Genomic DNA, 18,738 nt, shown 5'->3' with positions numbered 1-18,738 from the left:
CGCCGCCTCTTCCACCGGCCAGGCCCTGTCACCCTGGTTGAGTATCCCGCCACCCAGAGCTTGGGATCATGAGGCCTCATCGGGGATTCACTCACGTTCGCCCGTCCGGCCTTCCCCTTGCCCGTCGCCTCCGGACGAAGCGGAGGAACTCGGCTGGCCGCCTCCGGGTCGGGCCCGCGCAACGGGAGGGGCCCGGCCGGTGGCCGGGCCCGGGACGTCCGAACAAGGCGAGCGTCAGTCGTCGGGCTGGCAGACCAGGCAGGGGGTGCAGCCGCGCTCTCGCGCCTCGTCGCGCGACAGGCTCTCCAGGTCGTCGGCGTCGTCGGCGATGTCCTCGATCAGCGCGCAGTCGGACCGGTGGTACCGCTTGGTACCGCTCAGGATGCGCACCGTCGGGCCGCCGGCGTCCTCGGCGTCCTCGGAGCCGTCCGCGGACTCGGCCTCCGCCGTGTCCTCGGCGTCGGTGGCCTCCGCGCTCTCCCCGGACTTGCCGGTCTCCCCTGCCTTGCCGACCTCTTCGGCCTCGGCGGTCTCGTCGGTGTCCTCCGTGCCCGCGTCGGGGGCGGACTCGGTCGACTGCTCGGCGGACTCGTCGTGCTCGGTGGCGGTCTCCGCCCGATCGGCGGCCTCTGCCGGAGTGGCATCCGCCGTGGCCGCCTCATCGGCGGCCGCCCGGCCGGCAGGCTCCTCGTCGGCGGGCTCCTCGGGCTCGACGGCGGCCTCGGAGTCATCCGCCTCGACTCCGGGCCCGGCCGTCGCGGTGTCGTCCTTCTCCGCGTCCGTGATTCTCGTGTCCGTGGTCTCGGCGTCCGCGGTCTTCGCGTCAATGGTCTCGGCGTCCGCCTGGTCCGCGTTCGCCGTCTCCGCGTCTCGCGCGCCGGCGTCCGTACGGTCGGCGTCTTCGGCGTCCGTGGCCTCGGGGACGGCGGTCTCGCGGTCCGCGGCCGCGGGCTCCGTGGTCTCGCGCTCCGTGGTCTCGCGCTCGGTGGCTCCGGGCCGGGGCACCTCACGGGTCACCGCCGCGACGTCCGCGGCCTCGTCGGTGCCGTCGTGGGCGTCGTCCTGCGGCTCCGCCGTCTCGGGCTCGTCCGTGGCGCCGGCGAGGGTGGGCTCGGCGTCGCGGTGCGCGGCGTCCGGCGAGCCGGTGCCGTCGGTCCCGGGGGCCGTCACCGGCTCGGCGGCGGCCTCTTCGGTCGGGTCCGCCGCGGCCGTGTCCGCGGTGGTCTCCGTGCGGTCCAGGGGCTCGAACAGGGACCGGCCGCGCCGCCTCGAGCGCTCGGCGAGGGACTCCTCGGGCGCGTTGGCGGTCGTGCGCTCCGCGTCGGCCGGCGGGGTGGTCGTGGACTCCGTGTCGCGGGCGTCCGTCTCCGGGGACCGGGTCGCCTCGGTCTCGTCGGTGGTGGCCCGGCCGGCCGTGAGGCCGTCGCGCTCCTCGGCGGGCGGCTGCTCGGAGGCCGGCAGTGCTCGGGTGACCGGGATGTCGGTCCGGGTGACGTCCACGGGCTCCAGGGCCGGGCTCTGCGGCCGGGTGTCGGCCACCGTTCCGACGGTGTCCGCGGCCCGCTCCTCGACGCTGTCGGTGAGGGCGGCACGCGCGGCGAGCGCCGTGTCGGGCAGGCAGGCGGTGCAGGGCGTGAAGCCCTCCTCACGCGCCTCGACGAAGGTCAGCTCCTCTTTCTCGCGTCCCGCGAGCTGACGGCAGGTCTCGAGGTGGTAGCGCTTGCGGCCCGGGACCACGTAGACGGTGGTCTCGTCGGGAACGTCGGTCGCGGAGGCGGACGTCACCGGGACGATCGCCGCGTCCTCTCCCGCTCCGACCCGCGCCTTGGCCTTCACCGGCCGGGCGGTGGTCCGGCCGGACGCCTTGGTGCTGGCCGGTGCCGTGGCGCCGAAGAGCTCCTTGCGCCGGAGGAACACCCCGACGGCCAGGAAGAGGGCGGAGACGATGCTGACCCCGATCGAGACGTAGATCAGCTTCAGCCCGTCAAGACCGAGAATCTCATGCCCGGTGTTGCCCGTGACGATGCCCGTCACAAGAAGAGCGATCGCCAGGACGACGAGCACGCCACTCAGGATGATCACACAGGTCTCCCTCTACCAACCGTCGTACCGGAGATGCGCAGCAACGCTAGCGCAACTTCGGACGGTTCGGCCGCCTCCAACCCGCTACCACTTGGTTCCTGACATGACCGTCGTTGCGACGGTCGTCCGGAACCGTCCGGCCGTGCTCAGCGCCGGTCGTGCGGGTTGTCGGCGGTGTGGAAGCTTCCGGTGGCGCCGTGCTGAGCGTGCTGCGGCTCGGCCTGCGGCGGCTGCGGGAAGGGGTTCGCACCGGTGTTGCCCGGACCGACGCTCGGCTGGCCGTTGCGCTGCATCTCGGGGTGCGGCGGCGGAGGGACGATGGCGGGCTGGGCGGCCGGCTGCGGGCCCGTGTTGCCCGGTCCACCGAACGGCCCGGCGTGGCTGCCGGCCTCGAGCTCGCGCAGCTGACCCTCGAGGTAGGCCTTGAGGCGGCTGCGGTACTCGCGCTCGAAGAGGTTCAGGTCCTCGACCATGCGCTCGAGCTCCTCGCGCTGCTGGACGAGGGAGCCCATGGCCTGGCGGTGCCGCTCCTGCGCGTCCCGCTCGAGCGACTCGGCGCGGGCGCGGGCCTCGCTGACGATCTGCTCGGACTGCCGGCGGGCCTTGCCGAGGATCTCCTCGGCCTCACGCCGGGCACGCCCCAGCGTCTCGTCGGCCTCGCGGCGGGCGTCGGCGATGGCCTGGTCGGCGGTCTGCTGCGCCAGGGCGAGCACCCGGGCGGCCGTGTCCATGTTGTCCTCGCCGGGCGTGGCCATCGGCGGAGGAGGCGGCGGCGCCTGCGGGACGGGGGGCATACCGAGCCCCATCATCGGCTCGGGCTCGGGCTTGGGCTCCGGCGGCTTGGGCGGCTCGGGCAGATGCGCGATCTCCGGCTTGGGCTCGACGATCGGAGCGGCCATCGCGGGCACCTTGCCACGAAGGCATTCGGCCAGCTTGGCGCGCAGCTCCTCGTTCTCCTGGATGAGCCGGTCGAGCTCGGCCTCGACCTCGTCGAGGAACGCGTCGACCTCCTCTTCGTCGTATCCCGGCCGGAGCCGGGTTGTACTGAACTGCTTGTTCCGCACATCCGCGGGTGTCAGCGGCATCTGGTCTCCTTGGCGCGCTTGGAGTCTGTCCCCGAACGGACGGTACCCGATCAGAGCGGCTGGACAATGATGATCAAGAACCAGACCACGAAGAAGAGAACCGTGAAGCTCAGGTCGAGTGCAACGTTACCCAGCCGAACCGACGGGATGAAACGGCGTAGGAGCTTGAGAGGTGGATCGGTGACGGTGTATGTGGCCTCCGCCAGCACCAGCACCACCCCTCTGGGCCGCCACGACCGGGCGAACGCCTGAAGCGTCTCGAAGACCATCCTGCCGATGAGGAAGAGCAGGAAGAGGTACAGCGGGATGCTCAGGTAATTTCCAAGGTTCACGAACACTCTCGCTTGTGGCTGTCAGCTCTGATTGAAGAACCCTCGTTCTGCCATACGGGCCTTGTCCTCGGCGGTCACCTCGACATTGGCTGGGGACAACAGGAACACCTTGTTCGTAACACGCTCGATGCTTCCGTGCAGGCCGAATATGAGACCAGCCGCGAAGTCGACGAGACGCTTCGCGTCACTGTCGACCATCTCGGTGAGGTTCATGATCACCGGGGTGCCCTCCCGGAAGTGCTCGCCGATCGTGCGGGCCTCGTTGTAGGTCCTGGGGTGAAGCGTAGTGATACGAGCGAGGTCGGACACCGCGGACTCCCCAACTGGGGGGCGCCGCTCGGGTCCGAACGGCTTCTGCTCCTCCACAGCGGGCACCTGGACTCCGGTAGGCTGCCCGGCGGAATCGTCGGAACCGCGCTCGGCCCGGCGCCGCTCGACGGCCTCGTCGTCGTAGACGTCGTAGTCATCGTAATCGTCGTCGTAGCGGTCGTCCTCCACGAGGCCGAGGTAGACCGCCATCTTGCGCATCGCGCTGGCCATACGCCCCCTCCGTCGTCCGCCGACAGGAGATCCCTGCGGGAAGCTTCCGCTAGCTGATCGGTTACGTTTGAGCGCGGACTCCAAGGTCCACGGTGGGGACATTACCTGACGATTGCCCGTCGTCCTCCGAGCAACGCCGTACCGACTCGCACGTGTGTCGCACCACACGCGATCGCTTCTTCCAAATCGCCGCTCATTCCGGCAGAAATCATGCTCGCTCCCGGATGAGCCGCGCGCAGGGCGGCGGCGACCTCCGCGAGCCGGCCGAACGCCGCCGCCGGATCGCCGCCCAGGGGCGCCACCGCCATGACGCCCCCGAGGGTGAGGCCGGGTGCGGAGGCGATCGCGTCGGCCAGCGCCGGGACGCCGTCGGGCCGGGTGCCGCCCCGGCCCTCGGCGTCGTCGAGCGCCACCTGGACGAGACAGCGGAGCGACCGGTCCATCCCGGTCGCGGCGCGGGACAGCGCCGTCACGAGACGCTCCCGGTCGACGGAGTGGACGACGTCGGAGTAGGAGGCCACCGAGCGGGCCTTGTTGGTCTGCAACTGCCCGACGAAGTGCCACGTGAGCGGCAGATCACGGCAGTCGGCGGCCTTGGCCGACGCCTCCTGGTCGCGGTTCTCGGCGACGTCGGTGACACCCAGCCCGGCCAGCAGGCGAACGTCCGAGGCGGGGAAGGTCTTCGTCACCGCGATGAGGGTGACCTCCGCGGCGGAGCGGCCGACCGCGGCACACGCCTTGGCGACGCGTTCACGGACGGCCGCGAGGTTGGCGGCCAGGTGCTCTTCTCGGCTGGACATCACTGGTCGTGCATCACTGGCTGGGCATCGTCACTTGAGGAAGTCGGGGACGTCGAGGTCGTCGTCCTCGTCGAAGACGACGGGGCGGCGGCGGATCGGGTCGGTGCCGAGGCGCGCCGCGGTCGGCTCGGTGGCCGGCCGCGGCACCTTAGGGCGGACCGCTGACTCGCCGGAGGCCGGGCGCGGCGGCGTCGCTCCGCCGTCGGTCGCGCTCTCCGCCGGCTTTTCGGCCACCGGCTCGGGCTTGGTGTCCGCGGGCTTGGACGGCTCGGCCTTCGGCTGGTCCGGCTTCGCCTCGACCGGCTTGCCCTCCACCGCCGGCGAGGACACGCCCGGCTCCCGGTGCGGAGCGGGGGCCGGAGCCGGTACGGCCGAGACCCGCGGCGGCGCGGGCGGTGGCGTGGCGGGCGGGGTGACCGGGCGGGGCGGCGTCACGGGCGGGGTCGCCATGGCGGGGCGGGGCGGCGACAGCCGCTTCGGCTCCGCCTGGGGCACCGGGGCGTTCTGCGGCCGGATCTCGTCGAAGCCCGCGGCGATCACCGTCACCCGGACCTCGTCGCCCAGGGCGTCGTCGATGACGGCGCCGAAGATGATGTTCGCGTCGGGCGCGGCCGCGTTGGACACGAGCTGCGCCGCCTCGTTGATCTCGAACAGGCCGAGGTCGGACCCGCCGGAGATCGACAGCAGGACGCCGTGGGCGCCGTCGATGCTGGCCTCCAGCAGCGGGCTGGAGATGGCCATCTCGGCGGCGGCGACCGAACGGTCGTCCCCGCGTGCGGAGCCGATGCCCATGAGCGCGGAGCCGGCTCCGGACATCACCGACTTGACGTCGGCGAAGTCGAGGTTGATCAGACCCGGCGTGGTGATCAGGTCGGTGATGCCCTGAACACCGGAGAGGAGCACCTGGTCGGCCGCCTTGAACGCGTCCAGCACGCTCACCTGGCGATCGGAGATCGACAGCAGCCGGTCGTTCGGGATGACGATGAGGGTGTCGACCTCGTCGCGGAGCGTCTCTATGCCGGCCTCGGCCTGCATCGCGCGCCGCTTGCCCTCGAAGCTGAAGGGGCGGGTCACCACGCCGATCGTCAGCGCGCCCAGGGAGCGGGCGATGTTGGCCACCACCGGAGCGCCTCCGGTGCCGGTGCCACCGCCCTCTCCGGCGGTGACGAAGACCATGTCGGCCCCCTTGAGGACCTCCTCGATCTCCTCGCGGTGATCCTCGGCCGCCTTGCGCCCGACGTCGGGGTTGGCGCCCGCGCCGAGACCACGGGTGAGTTCACGGCCGACGTCGAGCTTGACGTCGGCGTCGCTCATCAGCAGCGCCTGGGCGTCCGTGTTGATGGCGATGAACTCGACACCCTTGAGCCCCTCTTCGATCATCCGGTTGACGGCGTTGACGCCGCCGCCGCCGATGCCGACGACCTTGATGACCGCCAGGTAATTCTGCGGTGCTGCCACGACGAGGGGCCCTTCCGCTCGCTCTATCGAACCGGCCGGCGTACCACCGCTCCGGTGTTTCTTACTGAATCCACCTACATTGTTGGGCCGGAACCCTCACCCTCAAGTTGAGACTTAGAGTTATGTCAACCTAGGGCTGATACGGACAGTAGGGGCGCCCCACTGCAGGGTCAACTAACCCGGCCCTGAGTACACCGGCGTGTCGCGACACCCCAGTCATCCCACTTCATCCGATCCGGTGCGCGCCGTTCCCACCGGTCGCGCGAGGACAAGTGTCCCGCGCCTGAGGATCGTTCGCTACTCGAAGGCACCGGAGCGCGGCCGCCGCGCCCTCCCCACGCCTTCCGGCTACTTCGTGGTGACGACCTCCGGGGAGCTGACGTCGATCGTCTGGACCCCCCGCCGCGGCGACGCGCCCAGCAGGCCGTGCAGCAGCCGGAGCTTCTCCGGCCCGCGCTCCGCGGCGCCCCACACGACGGTGACGCCGTCCGCCAGCCGCAGGCTCACCGCCTCGGTCGACGGGACGTCCACACCGACCACCTGGCGGCCGAGCCACGAGGGCAGTCCCTGGACCACGGACAGCCCGGCCCGCAGCGCCGGGTCGCTCTGCGTGGGATTCGCCACATCGATCACCGGCAGCCCGCGCGGGCGCGCGGCGGACGTGACGACGGTCACGCCGTACCGGTCGATCTGGAGGTACCGGTTGCCGCGCTGGGCGACGACGATCGGCGTCCGCTCCCGTACGACGATCCGGACCGTGGTCGGCCACCGGCGTTCGACGCGGGCGGTCTCCACCGCCTGCACCATCTCCACCCGATCGCGGACGACGCCGGTGTCGAGCCGGGCCAGGGGCTCGCCCAGGCGCACCCGCGCCGCGGCGAGCACCTCCTCACGAGAGACGAGCCGCTCACCGGTCACGTCGATGTGCCGGACGACGAGCAGCCGTGAACCCAGCAGGACCCAGGTCGCCGTCCCGAGCACGCCCGCGACGAAGAGGCCGACGAACAGGACCTTCCACCGGTTGGGACGACGGCGGGCGGGCCGCGACGGCCGGACCGGCGCGCCCGCGTCCGGAACGCCGGGATCCGTTCCCACGGCGCCCGGCACGTCCTCGGCCTCCATCGTCACGCCTCCTCACTCGTTCCGCGACGCCCGCGACCGAGCGGGAGTCCGCCCCGGATGAGCCGCCGCTCAGGCGCCGAGCAGCCGGAGGATCTCCGGACCGAGCCTGGTCACGTCGCCGGCGCCCATCGTGATGATGACGTCCCCGGGAGCGGCCATGGCCGCGACACGCCCGGCGACCGCGCTTTCGTCGGGCTCGTACGTCACCCGTCCGTGCGGGACCGCCTTGGCGACCAGCTCCCCCGTCACGCCCGGGATGGGGTCCTCGCGCGCCGGGTAGACGTCGAGGACGACCGCCTCGTCGGCGAGCCCGAGCGCGGCGCCGAACTCGTCGGCGAAGAACCTGGTGCGGCTGAACAGGTGCGGCTGGAAGACCGCGACGATGCGGCCGCCGCCGAGCTCCTCGACGTAGTCGCGGGTGGCCCGCAGGTCGGCGGCGAGCTCGGTCGGGTGGTGGGCGTAGCTGTCGAACACCTTGACGCCGCCGATCTCGCCCTTCGGCTCCAGCCGTCGCCGCGCCCCGCCGAAGCCGGCCAGGCCCTCGGCGACCGCGGCGGCGTCGACGCCCAGCTCGACGGCCACGGCGTACGCCGCGGCGGCGTTCTGGGCGTTGTGGCGGCCGGGGACGGCCAGCGTGAGCTCCCGCCCCGCCACCGTGAACCGCGAGCCCAGCCCGCGCGGCGTGAAGCCCTCGACGCGGTAGTCCGCGCCGGGCGCCTCGCCGTACGTGCGCACGGTGAGCCCGCGCCGCGCGCCGGTCTCGCCCAGAGCGCGGGCCCCGGGGTCGTCGGCGCAGACGACGAGCAGGCCGCCCGGCTCGATCCGCCCGACGAAGTCGGCGAAGGTCTCCTTGACCTGCTCGAAGCCGCCGTAGTTGTCGAGGTGGTCGGCCTCGACGTTGGTGACGATCGCGGCGTGCGGCGTGAACATCAGGAACGAGCCGTCGCTCTCGTCGGCCTCCGCGACGAACAGATCGCCGGAGCCCTCCCCCGCGCCCAGGCCGGTGGTGACCAGCTGGCCGCCGATGCAGTACGACGGGTCGGCCCCGGCGTGCTGCAGGGCGACGGTCAGCATCGAGGTGGTCGTGGTCTTGCCGTGCGTGCCCGCCACCGCGACGGCGCGGCGGCCGGCCATCAGCGACGCCAGCGCCGCCGCGCGGTGCAGGACGCGCAGCCCCCGCTCGCGGGCGGCGGCCAGCTCCGGGTTGGTCTCGCGGATGGCGGTCGAGACGACGACCGTGGCGGCGTCGCCGAGGTGCTCGGCGGCGTGCCCGACGTACGTCGTCGCGCCGAGCTCCCGCAGCTCGCGCAGCAGGTCGGAGTCCTTGGCGTCGCTGCCGGAGACCGGGATGCCGCGTCCCAGCATGATGCGCGCGATCCCGGACATGCCCGCGCCGCCCACTCCGACGAAGTGGACCCTGCCCAGCCGGTCGGCGGGAACGACCTCCACGGGCGTGACGAGACTCATGCGGGAACGACCTCCACGGGCGTGACGGGACTCATGCGGTCGGTCCCTGCGCGACGACGCGGGCGACGAGGCGGGCCAGGGCGATGTCGGCGTCCCGGCGGCCCATGCGCGCGGCGGCCTCGGACATCACCGCGACCCGCTCGGCGTCGCCGAGGATGGGCAGGACGTTCGCGCGGATCCAGTCGGCGGTCAGCTCGCCGTCCTCGATGAGCAGGCCGCCGCCTCCCCGGACGATCGGCTCGGCGTTGAGCCGCTGCTCGCCGTTGCCGATCGGCAGCGGGACGTACGCCGCGGGCAGCCCGACCGCGGTCAGCTCGGCGCAGGTGATGGCGCCGGCCCGGCACATCGCGAAGTCGGCCGCGGCGTACGCGAGGTCCATCCGGTCGCAGTACGGCAGCATGATGTAGGCCGGGTCGTCGGGGGTGAACTCCGGCTCGGCGAGGTTCTTCGGGCCGACGATGTGCAGGATCTGGATGCCGGCCTGCCGCAGCTGCGGGACGGCCTCGCCGACCGCCCGGTTGAGCGAGCGGGCGCCCTGCGAGCCGCCGAACACCAGCAGCGTCGGCAGGTCCGAGCGCAGGCCGAAGTGGGCCCGCGCCTTGTCGCCCATGCCCAGGCGGTTCAGCGTGGAGATCTCGCGGCGCAGTGGGATGCCGACCACCTCGGCGTGCGGCAGCGGCGTGTCGGGGGCCGCCACCGCGACGTGCTCGGTGAAGCGGGCGCCGAGCCGGTTGGCCAGGCCGGGCCGCGGGTTCGCCTCGTGCACGACGATGGGGATCTTGCGGCGGCGCGCGGCGAGGTAACCGGGGGTCGCGACGTACCCGCCGAAGCCGACCAGCACCTCCGCCTGCGTGCGGTCGAGGATGGCCGCCGCGGCGTTGATCGCGCCGGCGAGCCGGCCGGGCACGGTCAGCAGGCGGGGCGTGAGCGTCCGCGGCAGCGGGACCGGCGGGATCATCGCGAGCTCATAGCCCCGCTGGGGCACGATGCGGGACTCCAGGCCCCGCTCGGTGCCCAGACAGGTCACCTGAACGCCGGGATGCTCCCGGCGCAACGCGTCGGCGAGGGCCAGGGCGGGTTCGATATGTCCGGCTGTGCCGCCACCGGCCAGGACAACCCTCATGCTCGCGCTCCTGCTCTAATCGACTCGCTCCGTCACGGGTGCAACACCCTCAGCGCTTTGCCAGGCCCAGCCAGCTTAGAGCCATCACGGCCGGTCCCGGACCACGTGCGGCGAGGGCCTGCCGGGCGCCGGGCTCGCGCTTGGCGAACGACAGCAGCATGCCCAGCACGAACAACGTCGGGATGAGGGCGGACCCACCGTACGACACGAGAGGCAGCGGAATGCCCGTAATGGGGAGGACGCCGATCACCGCGCCGATGTTGATGATGGCCTGACCGATCAGCCAGGCGGTCGCGCCGGACGCGGCGAGCCGCATGAACGGGTCCTTGACCCGCCGGGCGATCCGCAGGCCGGCGTACGCGAGCACGCCGAACAGGCCGAGGACGATGAGCGTGCCGATCAGGCCGAGCTCCTCGCCGATGATGGCGAAGATGAAGTCGGTCTCGGGGTGGGGCAGGTAGTTCCACTTCGCCCGGCCCTCGCCGAGCCCGGTGCCGAGCACGCCGCCCGAGGCGATGGCGTACAGGCCCTGGAGCCCCTGGTAGTTGGTGGTGAGCTGGTTGCCGGACTGGTCGAGGAAACCGGTGAGCCGCGCCAGGCGGTACGGCTCGACGAGGATGAGGATGGCGACCAGGACGCTCGTGAGACCGGCCATGCCGACGAAGAGCCGGCCCGGCGCTCCCACGACCCACATGAGCGACAGGAAGATGATCAGCAGCACCATGGTCGTCCCGAGGTCGCTGCCGAGCATGATGAACAGCACGAGGACGCCCGTGCCCGGCAGCAGCGGGATCAGCAGCTGCCGCCAGTCGGTGAGCTGGCGCAGCTTCTCCTTGCGGGCCAGCAGGTCGGCGCCCCACAGGACGAGGGCGAGCTTGGCCGGCTCCGAGGGCTGCAGCTGGAACGGGCCGCCGAAGCTGATCCACCGCTGCGCGCCGTTGGCGCTCTGCCCGAGGCCCGGGGTCAGCGCGACCGCGAGGGCCAGCGCCGACAGCAGCATCAGGGGGTAGGCCGCCGTGCGGAAGGTCTTCGCCGGGAGCCGGGCGGCGAGCCACATCAGCGGCAGGCCGATGCCGACCCACAGCGCCTGCTTCTCGAAGAGGGTGAACGCCGACCCGGTGTTCTGGTACTGGCGGACGCTGGAGGCCGACAGCACCATCACCATGCCGAGGGCCAGCAGCAGCAGCGAACTGCCGAGCACCAGGTAGTACGAGGTGAGCGGGCGGTCGAGCAGGCCGGCGACCCCGGACGCCCAGGCGCGCGGCCCCGACCGCGGCTCCTCCTCGTCGACGTAGGCCCCGCTCAACGGTCGGCTCCCCTCCTCATGCGGTCCCCGCGGACGCGGGGCTCACTCGGCGAGCCGCCCCACGGCCGCCGCGAACGCCTCTCCTCGCGCCGGATACCCGGTGAACATGTCCATGCTGGCTCCCACGGGTGCCAGCAGCACGGTGTCCCCGGGCCGCGCCAGCCGGGCCGCCTCGGTGACGACGCGGTCCATCGCACCAGTGTCGGTGTCGGCGACGTCCACGACCGGGACATCCGGGGCGTGTCGTGCGAGTGCCTCGGCGATCCGCGCGCGGTCGGCGCCCATCAGGACCACCCCGCGCAGCCGGTCCGCGCACGCCTGGACGAGCTCGTCGACGTCGGCGCCCTTGAGGAGCCCGCCGGCGATCCACACGATCGAGCGGAAGGCCGCCAGGGACGCGGCCGCCGCGTGCGGGTTGGTGGCCTTGGAGTCGTTCACGTAGTCCACGTCGGCGACCGTGGCGATGTGCTCGATCCGGTGCGGGTCGGGCCGGAACCGGCGCAGGCCCTCCCGTACCGCCTCCGGCGGCACGCCGTACGCGCGGGCCAGCGCGGCGGCGGCCAGGGCGTTGGCGACGTTGTGCGGGGCGTAGGGCCGGACGTCGGCCAGCTCGGCCAGCTCGACCGCCTCGCGCACCGGGTCGCCCGTGAACGCCCGGTCCACGAGGAGCTCCTCGACGACGCCGAGCCGGCCGGGGCTGGGCACGCCGAGCGTGAAGCCGATGGAGCGCTCGGCGTCCGCTCCGAGGCGTACGGACCACTCGTCGTCGGCGTTGACCACGGCGAGGGTGCCCGGCGCGAAGATCTTGCCCTTGGCGGCGGCGTACTCCTCGAAGGAGCCGTGCCAGTCGATGTGGTCGGGCGCGACGTTGAGGACGGTCGCGGCGAGCGGGCGGACCGAGCTGGACCAGTGCAGCTGGAAGCTCGACAGCTCGACGGCCAGCACGTCGTACGGCTCCGGGGACGCGCCCTCGCCGCCGGCGACCACCTCGACGATGGGGGTGCCGACGTTGCCGACCGCGATCGTCCGGTGCCCGGCCGCCTCGAGCATCCGCGCCAGCATCCGCACGACGGTGGTCTTGCCGTCGGTGCCGGTGATGGCCAGCCAGGGCGGCGCGTCCGGCCCGCGCAGCCGCCAGGCGAGCTCGACCTCCCCGATGACCTCGACACCGGCCTCGGCGGCGGCCCGCAGCAGCGGGGCGGTGGGACGCCAGCCGGGGGAGGTGACGACCAGCTCGGTGCCCGCCGGCAGCGTGTCGCCGTCGCCCAGGCGCACCGTGACGCCGGGAACGGCGGCCTTGGCCAGCAGCGACTCGTCGTCCCGCGCGTCGACGAGCGTGACGTCGGCGCCGCGGGCGGCCAGGACGCGGGCGGCGGCGCGGCCGGACAGGCCGGCGCCCGCGACGCACACCCGCAGGCCGTTCCAGGCGGTCATCAGTTCGGCATCCATTCGATGTAGAACAGCGACAGACCCGCCGCCACGCACAGCAGGGAGATCAGCCAGAACCGCACCACGATCGTCGTCTCGGCCCAGCCGGACAGCTCGAAGTGGTGCTGCAACGGCGCCATCTTGAAGACCCGTTTTCGGGTCAGCTTGAACGACCCGACCTGGATGATCACCGATAGCGTGATGAGGACCGGCAGCCCGCCGAGGATGATGAACAGCAGCTCGGTGCGGGTCATCACGGCCAGGCCGACGATCACGCCGCCGAGGCCGAGCGAGCCGGTGTCACCCATGAAGATGCGGGCCGGCGGGGCGTTCCACCACAGGAAGCCCACGAGAGCGCCCAGCACGGCCGCCGCCACGACCGCCAGGTCCAGCGGATCCCGGACCGTGTAACAGGTCGGACCCAGCCCGACGTAGAAGCAGCTGTTGCGCAGCTGCCAGTTGCCGATCAGGACGTACGCCCCGAGCACCGTGCCGACCGCGCCGCCCGCGAGGCCGTCCAGGCCGTCGGTGAGGTTCACCGCGTTGGACGTGCCCGCGATCATCAGCAGCGCCCAGATCACGAAGAGGTACGGGCCGATCGGCGGGCCGAAGTCGCGCAGGAACGACAGGTACGGATTGGCCGGAGTGGCCCCGTAGGCGTTCGGGAAACGCAGCGACAGCAGCGCGAACACCACGCCGACGATGATGATGCCGATCATCTTCGCGCCGCTGCGCAGGCCCAGACTGCGCTGCTTGAAGACCTTGATGTAGTCGTCGACGAACCCGACCAGGCCCAGGCCGGTCATCAGCAGCAGCACCAGCGCCCCGGACACCGTCGGCTGGGTCCCCGTCGCCACGTGGGCGACGAAGTAGCCGATCAGCGACCCGATGATGAACACGGTGCCGCCCATGGTCGGGGTGCCCCGCTTGCTGAGGTGCGCCTCGGGCCCCTCCTCGCGGATCATCTGGCCGTACCCGAGACGGCGGACCACGCGAATCCACACCGGCGTGCCGAGCAGCCCGATGATCAGGGAGAGGGCCGACGCGACCAGGATGGTCCTCACGCCTCCTGCCCCCCTTCGGGCATCTCCAGCACTGCCTGGGCGACCTTCTCCAACCCGGCGACGCGCGAGCCCTTCACCAGCACGACGTCACCCGGCCGCAGTCTCTCGCCCAGCGCGGCCACCGCCGCGTCGGCATCCTCGACCCGCACGCCTTCTCCCGTCCATGACCCCACTTGTCCAGCACCCTTCAGCACGGACGCGGCGGTCTCGCCGACGGCGATCAGACCCGTCAGGCCGCCCCGCGCCGCGTGGGTACCGATCCTCTCGTGCTCACTCACCGTCGTCGCACCCAGCTCCGCCATTTCGCCGAGCACGGCGAAGGCGCGCCGGTCACGGGCCATGTGGACCAGCGTGTCGAGCGCGGAGCGTACCGACTCGGGGTTGGCGTTGTACGCGTCGTTGATGACGGTCACGCCGTCGGGCCGCTCGGTGACCTCCATCCGCCAGCGGCTGGCCGGCGTCGCCTCCGACAGCACCTCGGCGATGTCGGCGGCCGGCATGCCCAGCTCGTGCGCGACGGCGGCGGCGGCGAGCGCGTTGCTCACCGTGTGCGCCCCGTACAGCCGGAGCGCGACCGGCGCGGAGCCCCCCGGCGTGACCAGGGTGAAGCGCGGCCGGCCGGCGTCGTCGAGGGACTCGTCCTCGGCGCGCACGTCCGCCTCCGGCACCCGGCCGAACAGCGTGATCCGCGCCGAGGTGCGCGCCGCCATCGCCCGTACGAGGGGGTCGTCGGCGTTGAGCACGGCGACGCCCTCCGGCGACAGCGACTCCACCATCTCGCCCTTGGCCTTCGCGACGACCTCGCGGCTGCCGAACTCGCCGATGTGGGCACTGCCGACGTTCAGCACGACGCCGATGTCGGGCCGCGCGACGCGCGCGAGATGGGCGATGTGCCCGAGCCCGCGGGCGCCCATCTCCAGCACGAGGTAGCGCGTGCCCTCGTCGGCGCGCAGGACGGTGAGCGGGTGGCCGATCTCGTTGTTGAACGACCCGGGCGGCGCGACGGCCGGCCCGAGCCGTCCGGTGAGCCGCGCGAGAAGGTCCTTGGTCGAGGTCTTGCCCGCCGACCCGGTGACGCCGATCACGGTCGTCTCGGGCAGCCGGTCGACCACCGCGCGGGCGAGCGCGCTCAGGGCGGTCAGGACGTCGTCGACGACGACCGCGGGCACGCCGACCGGCCGTTCGGCGAGCACGGCCGCCGCGCCGGCCTCCGCCGCCTGTGCGGCGAAGTCGTGCCCGTCCGCGTGCTCCCCGCGGAACGCGACGAACAGCGCGCCGGGCTCGGCCTGGCGCGAGTCGATGACGACGGGTCCGCTCACGACCGTCTCAGGTGACGCACCGTCCAGCCTGCCCCGGGTGATCTCCGCGATCCTCGCGAGCGAGAGTGGGATCAAGTCTGCTCCTTGCCGGAAGTCCGAATCGTCCGTCGGTGCCGGGGCGCGCGGCGCCGCGCGCGCTCACCGGTCATCGTGTCGCTCCCGGCGTTCGCGCAGCATGCGCCGCATGACCTCGCGGTCGTCGAAGGGGAGGACCGCACCGCCGACATACTGCCCCTGTTCATGACCTTTGCCGGCCACGACGACGACGTCGCCGCGCCGGGCCCGGCCGGCCGCGAGAGCGATCGCCGCGGCCCGGTCGGGCTCCACGATCACGTGCGCGCGCTCGCTCTCCGGCACGGTGAGTATCCCCTCGACCATAGCGGTGAGGACGGCCCAGGGGTCCTCGGAGCGCGGGTTGTCGTTGGTGAACACCGCGACGTCGGCCAGACGGGCGGCGAGTTCTCCCATGACAGGACGTTTGCCGGTGTCGCGGTCGCCGCCGCAGCCGAGCACGATGATCAGGCGCCCGTCGTCGGCGACGAGCGGCCGCAGGGTCTCCAGGACGGCCTGGACGGCCCCGGGCTTGTGCGCGTAGTCGACCAGCGCGGTGAACTCCTGGCCCTCGTCCACGCGCTCCAGCCGCCCGGGGACCCCGGCGATGCCGCCGACGCCGCGCACGGCGGTCTGCAGGGCGATCCCCGACTCGACCAGCGCCACGACCGCGCCGAGCGCGTTGGCGACGTTGAACGGGCCGGGCAGCGGCAGCCGTACGTCGGCCTCCACCCCGCCGGGGCCCACCACCCGGAAGTCGCTGCCGTCGGCGCGCAGGCGGACGTCGGCCGCGCGCCACTCCGCGCCGGCGGCACCGGACGGGGAGAAGGTCGTGATCGGGATGCCCGCGCGCTCGACCAGCCGCCGGCCCCAGGAGTCGTCCACGTTGACGACGCCGATCCGGCTGTACTCCGGGGTGAACAGCCGCGCCTTGGCGGCGAAGTAGTCCTCCATCGTCGGATGGTGGTCGAGGTGGTCCTGGGACAGGTTCGTGAACACGGCGACCTCGTAGAAGGCGCCGCCGACCCGGCCGAAGTCCAGGGCGTGACTGGAGACCTCCATGGCCGCCGCCGTCACGCCGCGCTCGCGCATCAGCGCGAACAGGCCGTGCAGGTCGGTGGCCTCCGGTGTCGTCAGCGCGCTGGGCAGCACCTCGCCGCCGACGCGGATCTCGATCCCGCCGACCAGGCCCGTCTCGTGACCGGCGGCCCGCAGCCCCGCCTCCAGCAGGAACGTGGTCGTCGACTTGCCGCTCGTGCCGGTGACGCCCAGCAGGGTCAGGTCGCGCACGGGGTCGCCGTAGACCCAGGACGCGACCCTGCCGAGCACCGCGCGCGGGTCGTCCACGACGAGCACCGGCAGTCCCGACTTCTCCGCCCGGATCCGGCCCTCCCGGTCGGTGAGGATTCCGGTGGCGCCGGCCTCGGCCGCCTGCGCGGCGAAGACCGCGCCGTGGAAGCGGCTGCCGGGCAGCGCGGCGTACAGGTCCCCCGGCAGGACCTTCCGGGAGTCGTGCGTCACACCGGTGACCATCCCCTGCGGCGGCTCGGTCGCCTCGCGCAGGCCGAGGAGGGAGATGAGCCCGGACAGCGGGCGGGCGGGAACGGTCTTGGGTCGCATGAGATCGGGATCGGGTCTGTTGGACACGGCGGAGAGGGTACCGCCGGTCACCCCTGGTCTGGGGTGATACGGATCTTCTGGGACCGGCCCGAGCTCGGCGGGACGCGCCGGCTCTGCAGCGCGAAGCTCATCACATCCTTGAACACCGGGGCGGCCACCTCACCACCGTAGTAGCCGTTCTGCGGCTTCTGCAGCACGACCTCGACGACGAGCTGCGGGTTCTCGGCCGGGGCGAAGCCGACGAACGTCGCGGTGTACCCGCCGCCGTCGTAGTTCCCGGTGCGGGGGTTGACGCGCTGCGCGGTGCCGGTCTTGCCCGCGACGCGGTAGCCGGGGATCTGCGCGGCGGGCGCGGTGCCCTCCTTGGTGATGACCCCTTCGAGCATCTTGGTGATCTCGGCGGCGGTCGTGCCGCTGATCACCCGGTGCTGGGCCGGCTTGGCCGCCGGGGTGAGGTTGCCGTGCTCGTCGGTGGTGCCGGCGACGAGGTTGGGGGTCACGCGGATCCCGTGGTTGGCGATCGTGGCGTAGACGCTGGCGACCTGCAGCGCGTTGACCGAGACCGACTGGCCGAACGCGAGGGAGTAGCGGTCGGTGCCCCACCACTGGCTCGGCGGCTTCAGCGAGCCGGCCGCCTCGCCCGGCAGGCCGATCCCGGTCTCCTGGCCGTACCCGAACGCCCGCATGTACTGGTAGAGCTGCGTCGGCGACAGCCGGTCGCTGGCCATGATGGTGCCGACGTTGCTGGACCTGGCGAGCACGCCCCCGAAGGTGAGGGGCTCGGTCTTGTGCGGCTCGGAGTCGTGGAACGTCCGGTCGAACTTCGTGATGTGGTCCGGCACGTCGAACACGGTGTCCGGCGTGACGTGGCCGGCCTCCAGCGCCGCCGCGGCGGTGACCACCTTGCTGGTGCTGCCGGGTTCGAAGTCGTCCTGCACGACCCGGTTGCCCCAGTCGCTCTCGGGGTACTTGCCGTAGTTCGCCGGGTCGAAGGACGGCGCCGTCGCCATCGCCAGGATCTGACCCGACCGGGGATCCATGACGATGACGCTGCCGCTCTGGGCCTTGGTCGCCTTGACCTGCTTGGCGATCGCGTCCTGCGCCTTCCACTGGATGTCCTGGTCGAGGGTCAGCCGCAGCCCCTTGCCGGGGATCGGCTTGAGCTGCTGGTCCTCCCCCATGGGGATCCGCTGGCCCTTCTCGCTGACCTCGACCTTCTGCCAGCCGTTGCGGCCCTTGAGCAGCTTGTTCATGCTGGACTCCAGGCCCGCGGCGCCGTCGCCCGCCGCGTTGACGAAGCCCACGACGTTCGCGGCGAGGGAGCCGCCGGGGTAGTCCCGGCGGTACTCCTGCTGCGTGCCGATGCCGGGGAGGTTCATCGCGGTCACCATGCGGGCGCGGTCCGGCTGGACGTGGTGGATGAGCTCCCGGTAGCGGTCCATGTTCGACCGGGGGGTGAGCTTCTTGAGCAGCGTGGCCGGGTCGAGCCCGAACATCGACGCGAGCGTCGTCGCGATCTTGTTCCGGAGGTCCGTGTGGTTCTTCTGCTCGTACTGCTGGATCATCGACGGGTCGGCGTAGATGACGCGGGCGTCGACGGTCTCGGCGATGGGCTGGCCCTGCGAGAACGTGATGGCGCCGCGCACCGCGGGCAGCGGGACCCGGTTGAGCCGCTGGCGGATGGCCGCCTCGGCGTAGCCCTTCGACTCCAGGCCCTGGAGCTGGACGAGACGCCCGGCGAACAGCGACAGCACGAACGCCACGAGCAGCAGGCCGACGTTCAGCCGCTTGATCGGGTCACGCCGGACGATGCGGCGCCGCAGCAGCGCCGGCCGTCGCGGCGGGCCCGGCGGGCGGCCGCCGCGGGCACGCCGGGCGGCGGGGTCGGCGCCGCCCCGGACGCTCGGACGCCCGGTGGACGCCTGCCCACGACCGGTCTGG

At 72.5% G+C, this 18,738-nt stretch carries 15 protein-coding genes; all 15 read right to left on the bottom strand.

Features of this window, described 5'->3' with window-relative positions; translation table 11 throughout:
- Positions 1–234: 234 nt before the first annotated feature.
- The 15 genes from NDW01_RS02460 to NDW01_RS02390 all read right to left on the bottom strand — a co-directional run bounded on the left by NDW01_RS02460 (position 235) and on the right by NDW01_RS02390 (position 18,608).
- On the bottom strand, positions 235–2,082 hold the full coding sequence (locus tag NDW01_RS02460) for a midas domain-containing protein (RefSeq protein WP_252816112.1): 1,848 nt from the start codon (positions 2,080–2,082) through the stop codon (positions 235–237).
- Between the two features lie 146 nt (positions 2,083–2,228).
- Positions 2,229–3,167: a DivIVA domain-containing protein gene (locus tag NDW01_RS02455; protein WP_252816110.1), complete on the bottom strand. Its 939-nt coding sequence runs from the start codon at positions 3,165–3,167 to the stop codon at positions 2,229–2,231.
- Positions 3,168–3,217: 50 nt separating this feature from the next.
- On the bottom strand, positions 3,218–3,499 hold the full coding sequence (locus NDW01_RS02450; RefSeq protein ID WP_252783080.1) for a YggT family protein: 282 nt from the start codon (positions 3,497–3,499) through the stop codon (positions 3,218–3,220).
- 21 nt (positions 3,500–3,520) lie between these two features.
- Complete coding sequence (locus tag NDW01_RS02445) at positions 3,521–4,039, bottom strand: cell division protein SepF (RefSeq protein ID WP_252816108.1); 519 nt, start codon at positions 4,037–4,039, stop codon at positions 3,521–3,523.
- A 101-nt stretch (positions 4,040–4,140) separates the two neighbouring features.
- Entirely contained in the window at positions 4,141–4,839 is a 699-nt protein-coding gene (locus NDW01_RS02440) for a YggS family pyridoxal phosphate-dependent enzyme (protein ID WP_252816106.1), read from the bottom strand.
- Between the two features lie 30 nt (positions 4,840–4,869).
- Positions 4,870–6,297: a cell division protein FtsZ gene (ftsZ, locus tag NDW01_RS02435; protein WP_252816104.1), complete on the bottom strand. Its 1,428-nt coding sequence runs from the start codon at positions 6,295–6,297 to the stop codon at positions 4,870–4,872.
- Positions 6,298–6,645: 348 nt separating this feature from the next.
- A complete protein-coding gene (locus NDW01_RS02430; RefSeq protein WP_252816102.1) occupies positions 6,646–7,419 on the bottom strand; it encodes a cell division protein FtsQ/DivIB in 774 nt (257 codons plus the stop codon).
- Positions 7,420–7,488: 69 nt separating this feature from the next.
- Positions 7,489–8,886, bottom strand: coding sequence for a UDP-N-acetylmuramate--L-alanine ligase (gene murC, locus NDW01_RS02425; RefSeq protein ID WP_252816100.1), 1,398 nt, complete (start codon positions 8,884–8,886; stop codon positions 7,489–7,491).
- Positions 8,887–8,917: 31 nt separating this feature from the next.
- Positions 8,918–10,009 (bottom strand): undecaprenyldiphospho-muramoylpentapeptide beta-N-acetylglucosaminyltransferase, encoded by a 1,092-nt coding sequence (gene murG, locus NDW01_RS02420; protein WP_252816098.1) that lies wholly within the window; start codon positions 10,007–10,009, stop codon positions 8,918–8,920.
- Positions 10,010–10,058: 49 nt separating this feature from the next.
- A complete protein-coding gene (ftsW, locus tag NDW01_RS02415; RefSeq protein WP_252783068.1) occupies positions 10,059–11,315 on the bottom strand; it encodes a putative lipid II flippase FtsW in 1,257 nt (418 codons plus the stop codon).
- Between the two features lie 42 nt (positions 11,316–11,357).
- Positions 11,358–12,764: a UDP-N-acetylmuramoyl-L-alanine--D-glutamate ligase gene (murD, locus tag NDW01_RS02410; RefSeq protein WP_252816097.1), complete on the bottom strand. Its 1,407-nt coding sequence runs from the start codon at positions 12,762–12,764 to the stop codon at positions 11,358–11,360.
- Positions 12,749–13,807, bottom strand: coding sequence for a phospho-N-acetylmuramoyl-pentapeptide-transferase (gene mraY / locus NDW01_RS02405; RefSeq protein WP_252783065.1), 1,059 nt, complete (start codon positions 13,805–13,807; stop codon positions 12,749–12,751). Before mraY ends, murD begins: the two co-directional genes overlap by 16 nt.
- The gene (locus NDW01_RS02400) at positions 13,804–15,201 is read right to left on the bottom strand and encodes a UDP-N-acetylmuramoyl-tripeptide--D-alanyl-D-alanine ligase (RefSeq protein WP_252816094.1); all 1,398 of its coding nucleotides are present in this window, start codon (positions 15,199–15,201) and stop codon (positions 13,804–13,806) included. The genes mraY and NDW01_RS02400 overlap by 4 nt, the downstream gene beginning before the upstream one ends.
- 63 nt (positions 15,202–15,264) lie before the next feature.
- On the bottom strand, positions 15,265–16,797 hold the full coding sequence (locus NDW01_RS02395; RefSeq protein ID WP_252817340.1) for a UDP-N-acetylmuramoyl-L-alanyl-D-glutamate--2,6-diaminopimelate ligase: 1,533 nt from the start codon (positions 16,795–16,797) through the stop codon (positions 15,265–15,267).
- A gap of 47 nt (positions 16,798–16,844) precedes the next feature.
- Positions 16,845–18,608 carry a peptidoglycan D,D-transpeptidase FtsI family protein gene (locus tag NDW01_RS02390; protein ID WP_454923412.1) on the bottom strand — a complete coding sequence of 588 codons (1,764 nt, stop codon included), beginning with the start codon at positions 18,606–18,608 and terminating at the stop codon, positions 16,845–16,847.
- Positions 18,609–18,738 lie beyond the last annotated feature (130 nt).

This window comes from Actinoallomurus soli, assembly GCF_024055715.1.
In the GTDB taxonomy this organism is placed as follows: Bacteria; Actinomycetota; Actinomycetes; order Streptosporangiales; family Streptosporangiaceae; genus Actinoallomurus; species Actinoallomurus soli.
Note: the sequence above shows the minus strand (reverse complement) of the source record. Positions and strands in the feature narration are given on the sequence as shown.

Coding starts and splice junctions, on each gene's coding strand:
- NDW01_RS02455 (WP_252816110.1), bottom strand. CDS start 3,167: ATGCCGCTGACACCCGCGGATGTGCGGAACAAGCAGTTCAGTACAACC.
- NDW01_RS02445 (WP_252816108.1), bottom strand. CDS start 4,039: ATGGCCAGCGCGATGCGCAAGATGGCGGTCTACCTCGGCCTCGTGGAG.
- NDW01_RS02440 (WP_252816106.1), bottom strand. CDS start 4,839: ATGTCCAGCCGAGAAGAGCACCTGGCCGCCAACCTCGCGGCCGTCCGT.
- NDW01_RS02430 (WP_252816102.1), bottom strand. CDS start 7,419: ATGGAGGCCGAGGACGTGCCGGGCGCCGTGGGAACGGATCCCGGCGTT.
- murC (WP_252816100.1), bottom strand. CDS start 8,886: ATGAGTCTCGTCACGCCCGTGGAGGTCGTTCCCGCCGACCGGCTGGGC.
- murG (WP_252816098.1), bottom strand. CDS start 10,009: ATGAGGGTTGTCCTGGCCGGTGGCGGCACAGCCGGACATATCGAACCC.
- murD (WP_252816097.1), bottom strand. CDS start 12,764: ATGGATGCCGAACTGATGACCGCCTGGAACGGCCTGCGGGTGTGCGTC.
- NDW01_RS02395 (WP_252817340.1), bottom strand. CDS start 16,797: ATGCGACCCAAGACCGTTCCCGCCCGCCCGCTGTCCGGGCTCATCTCC.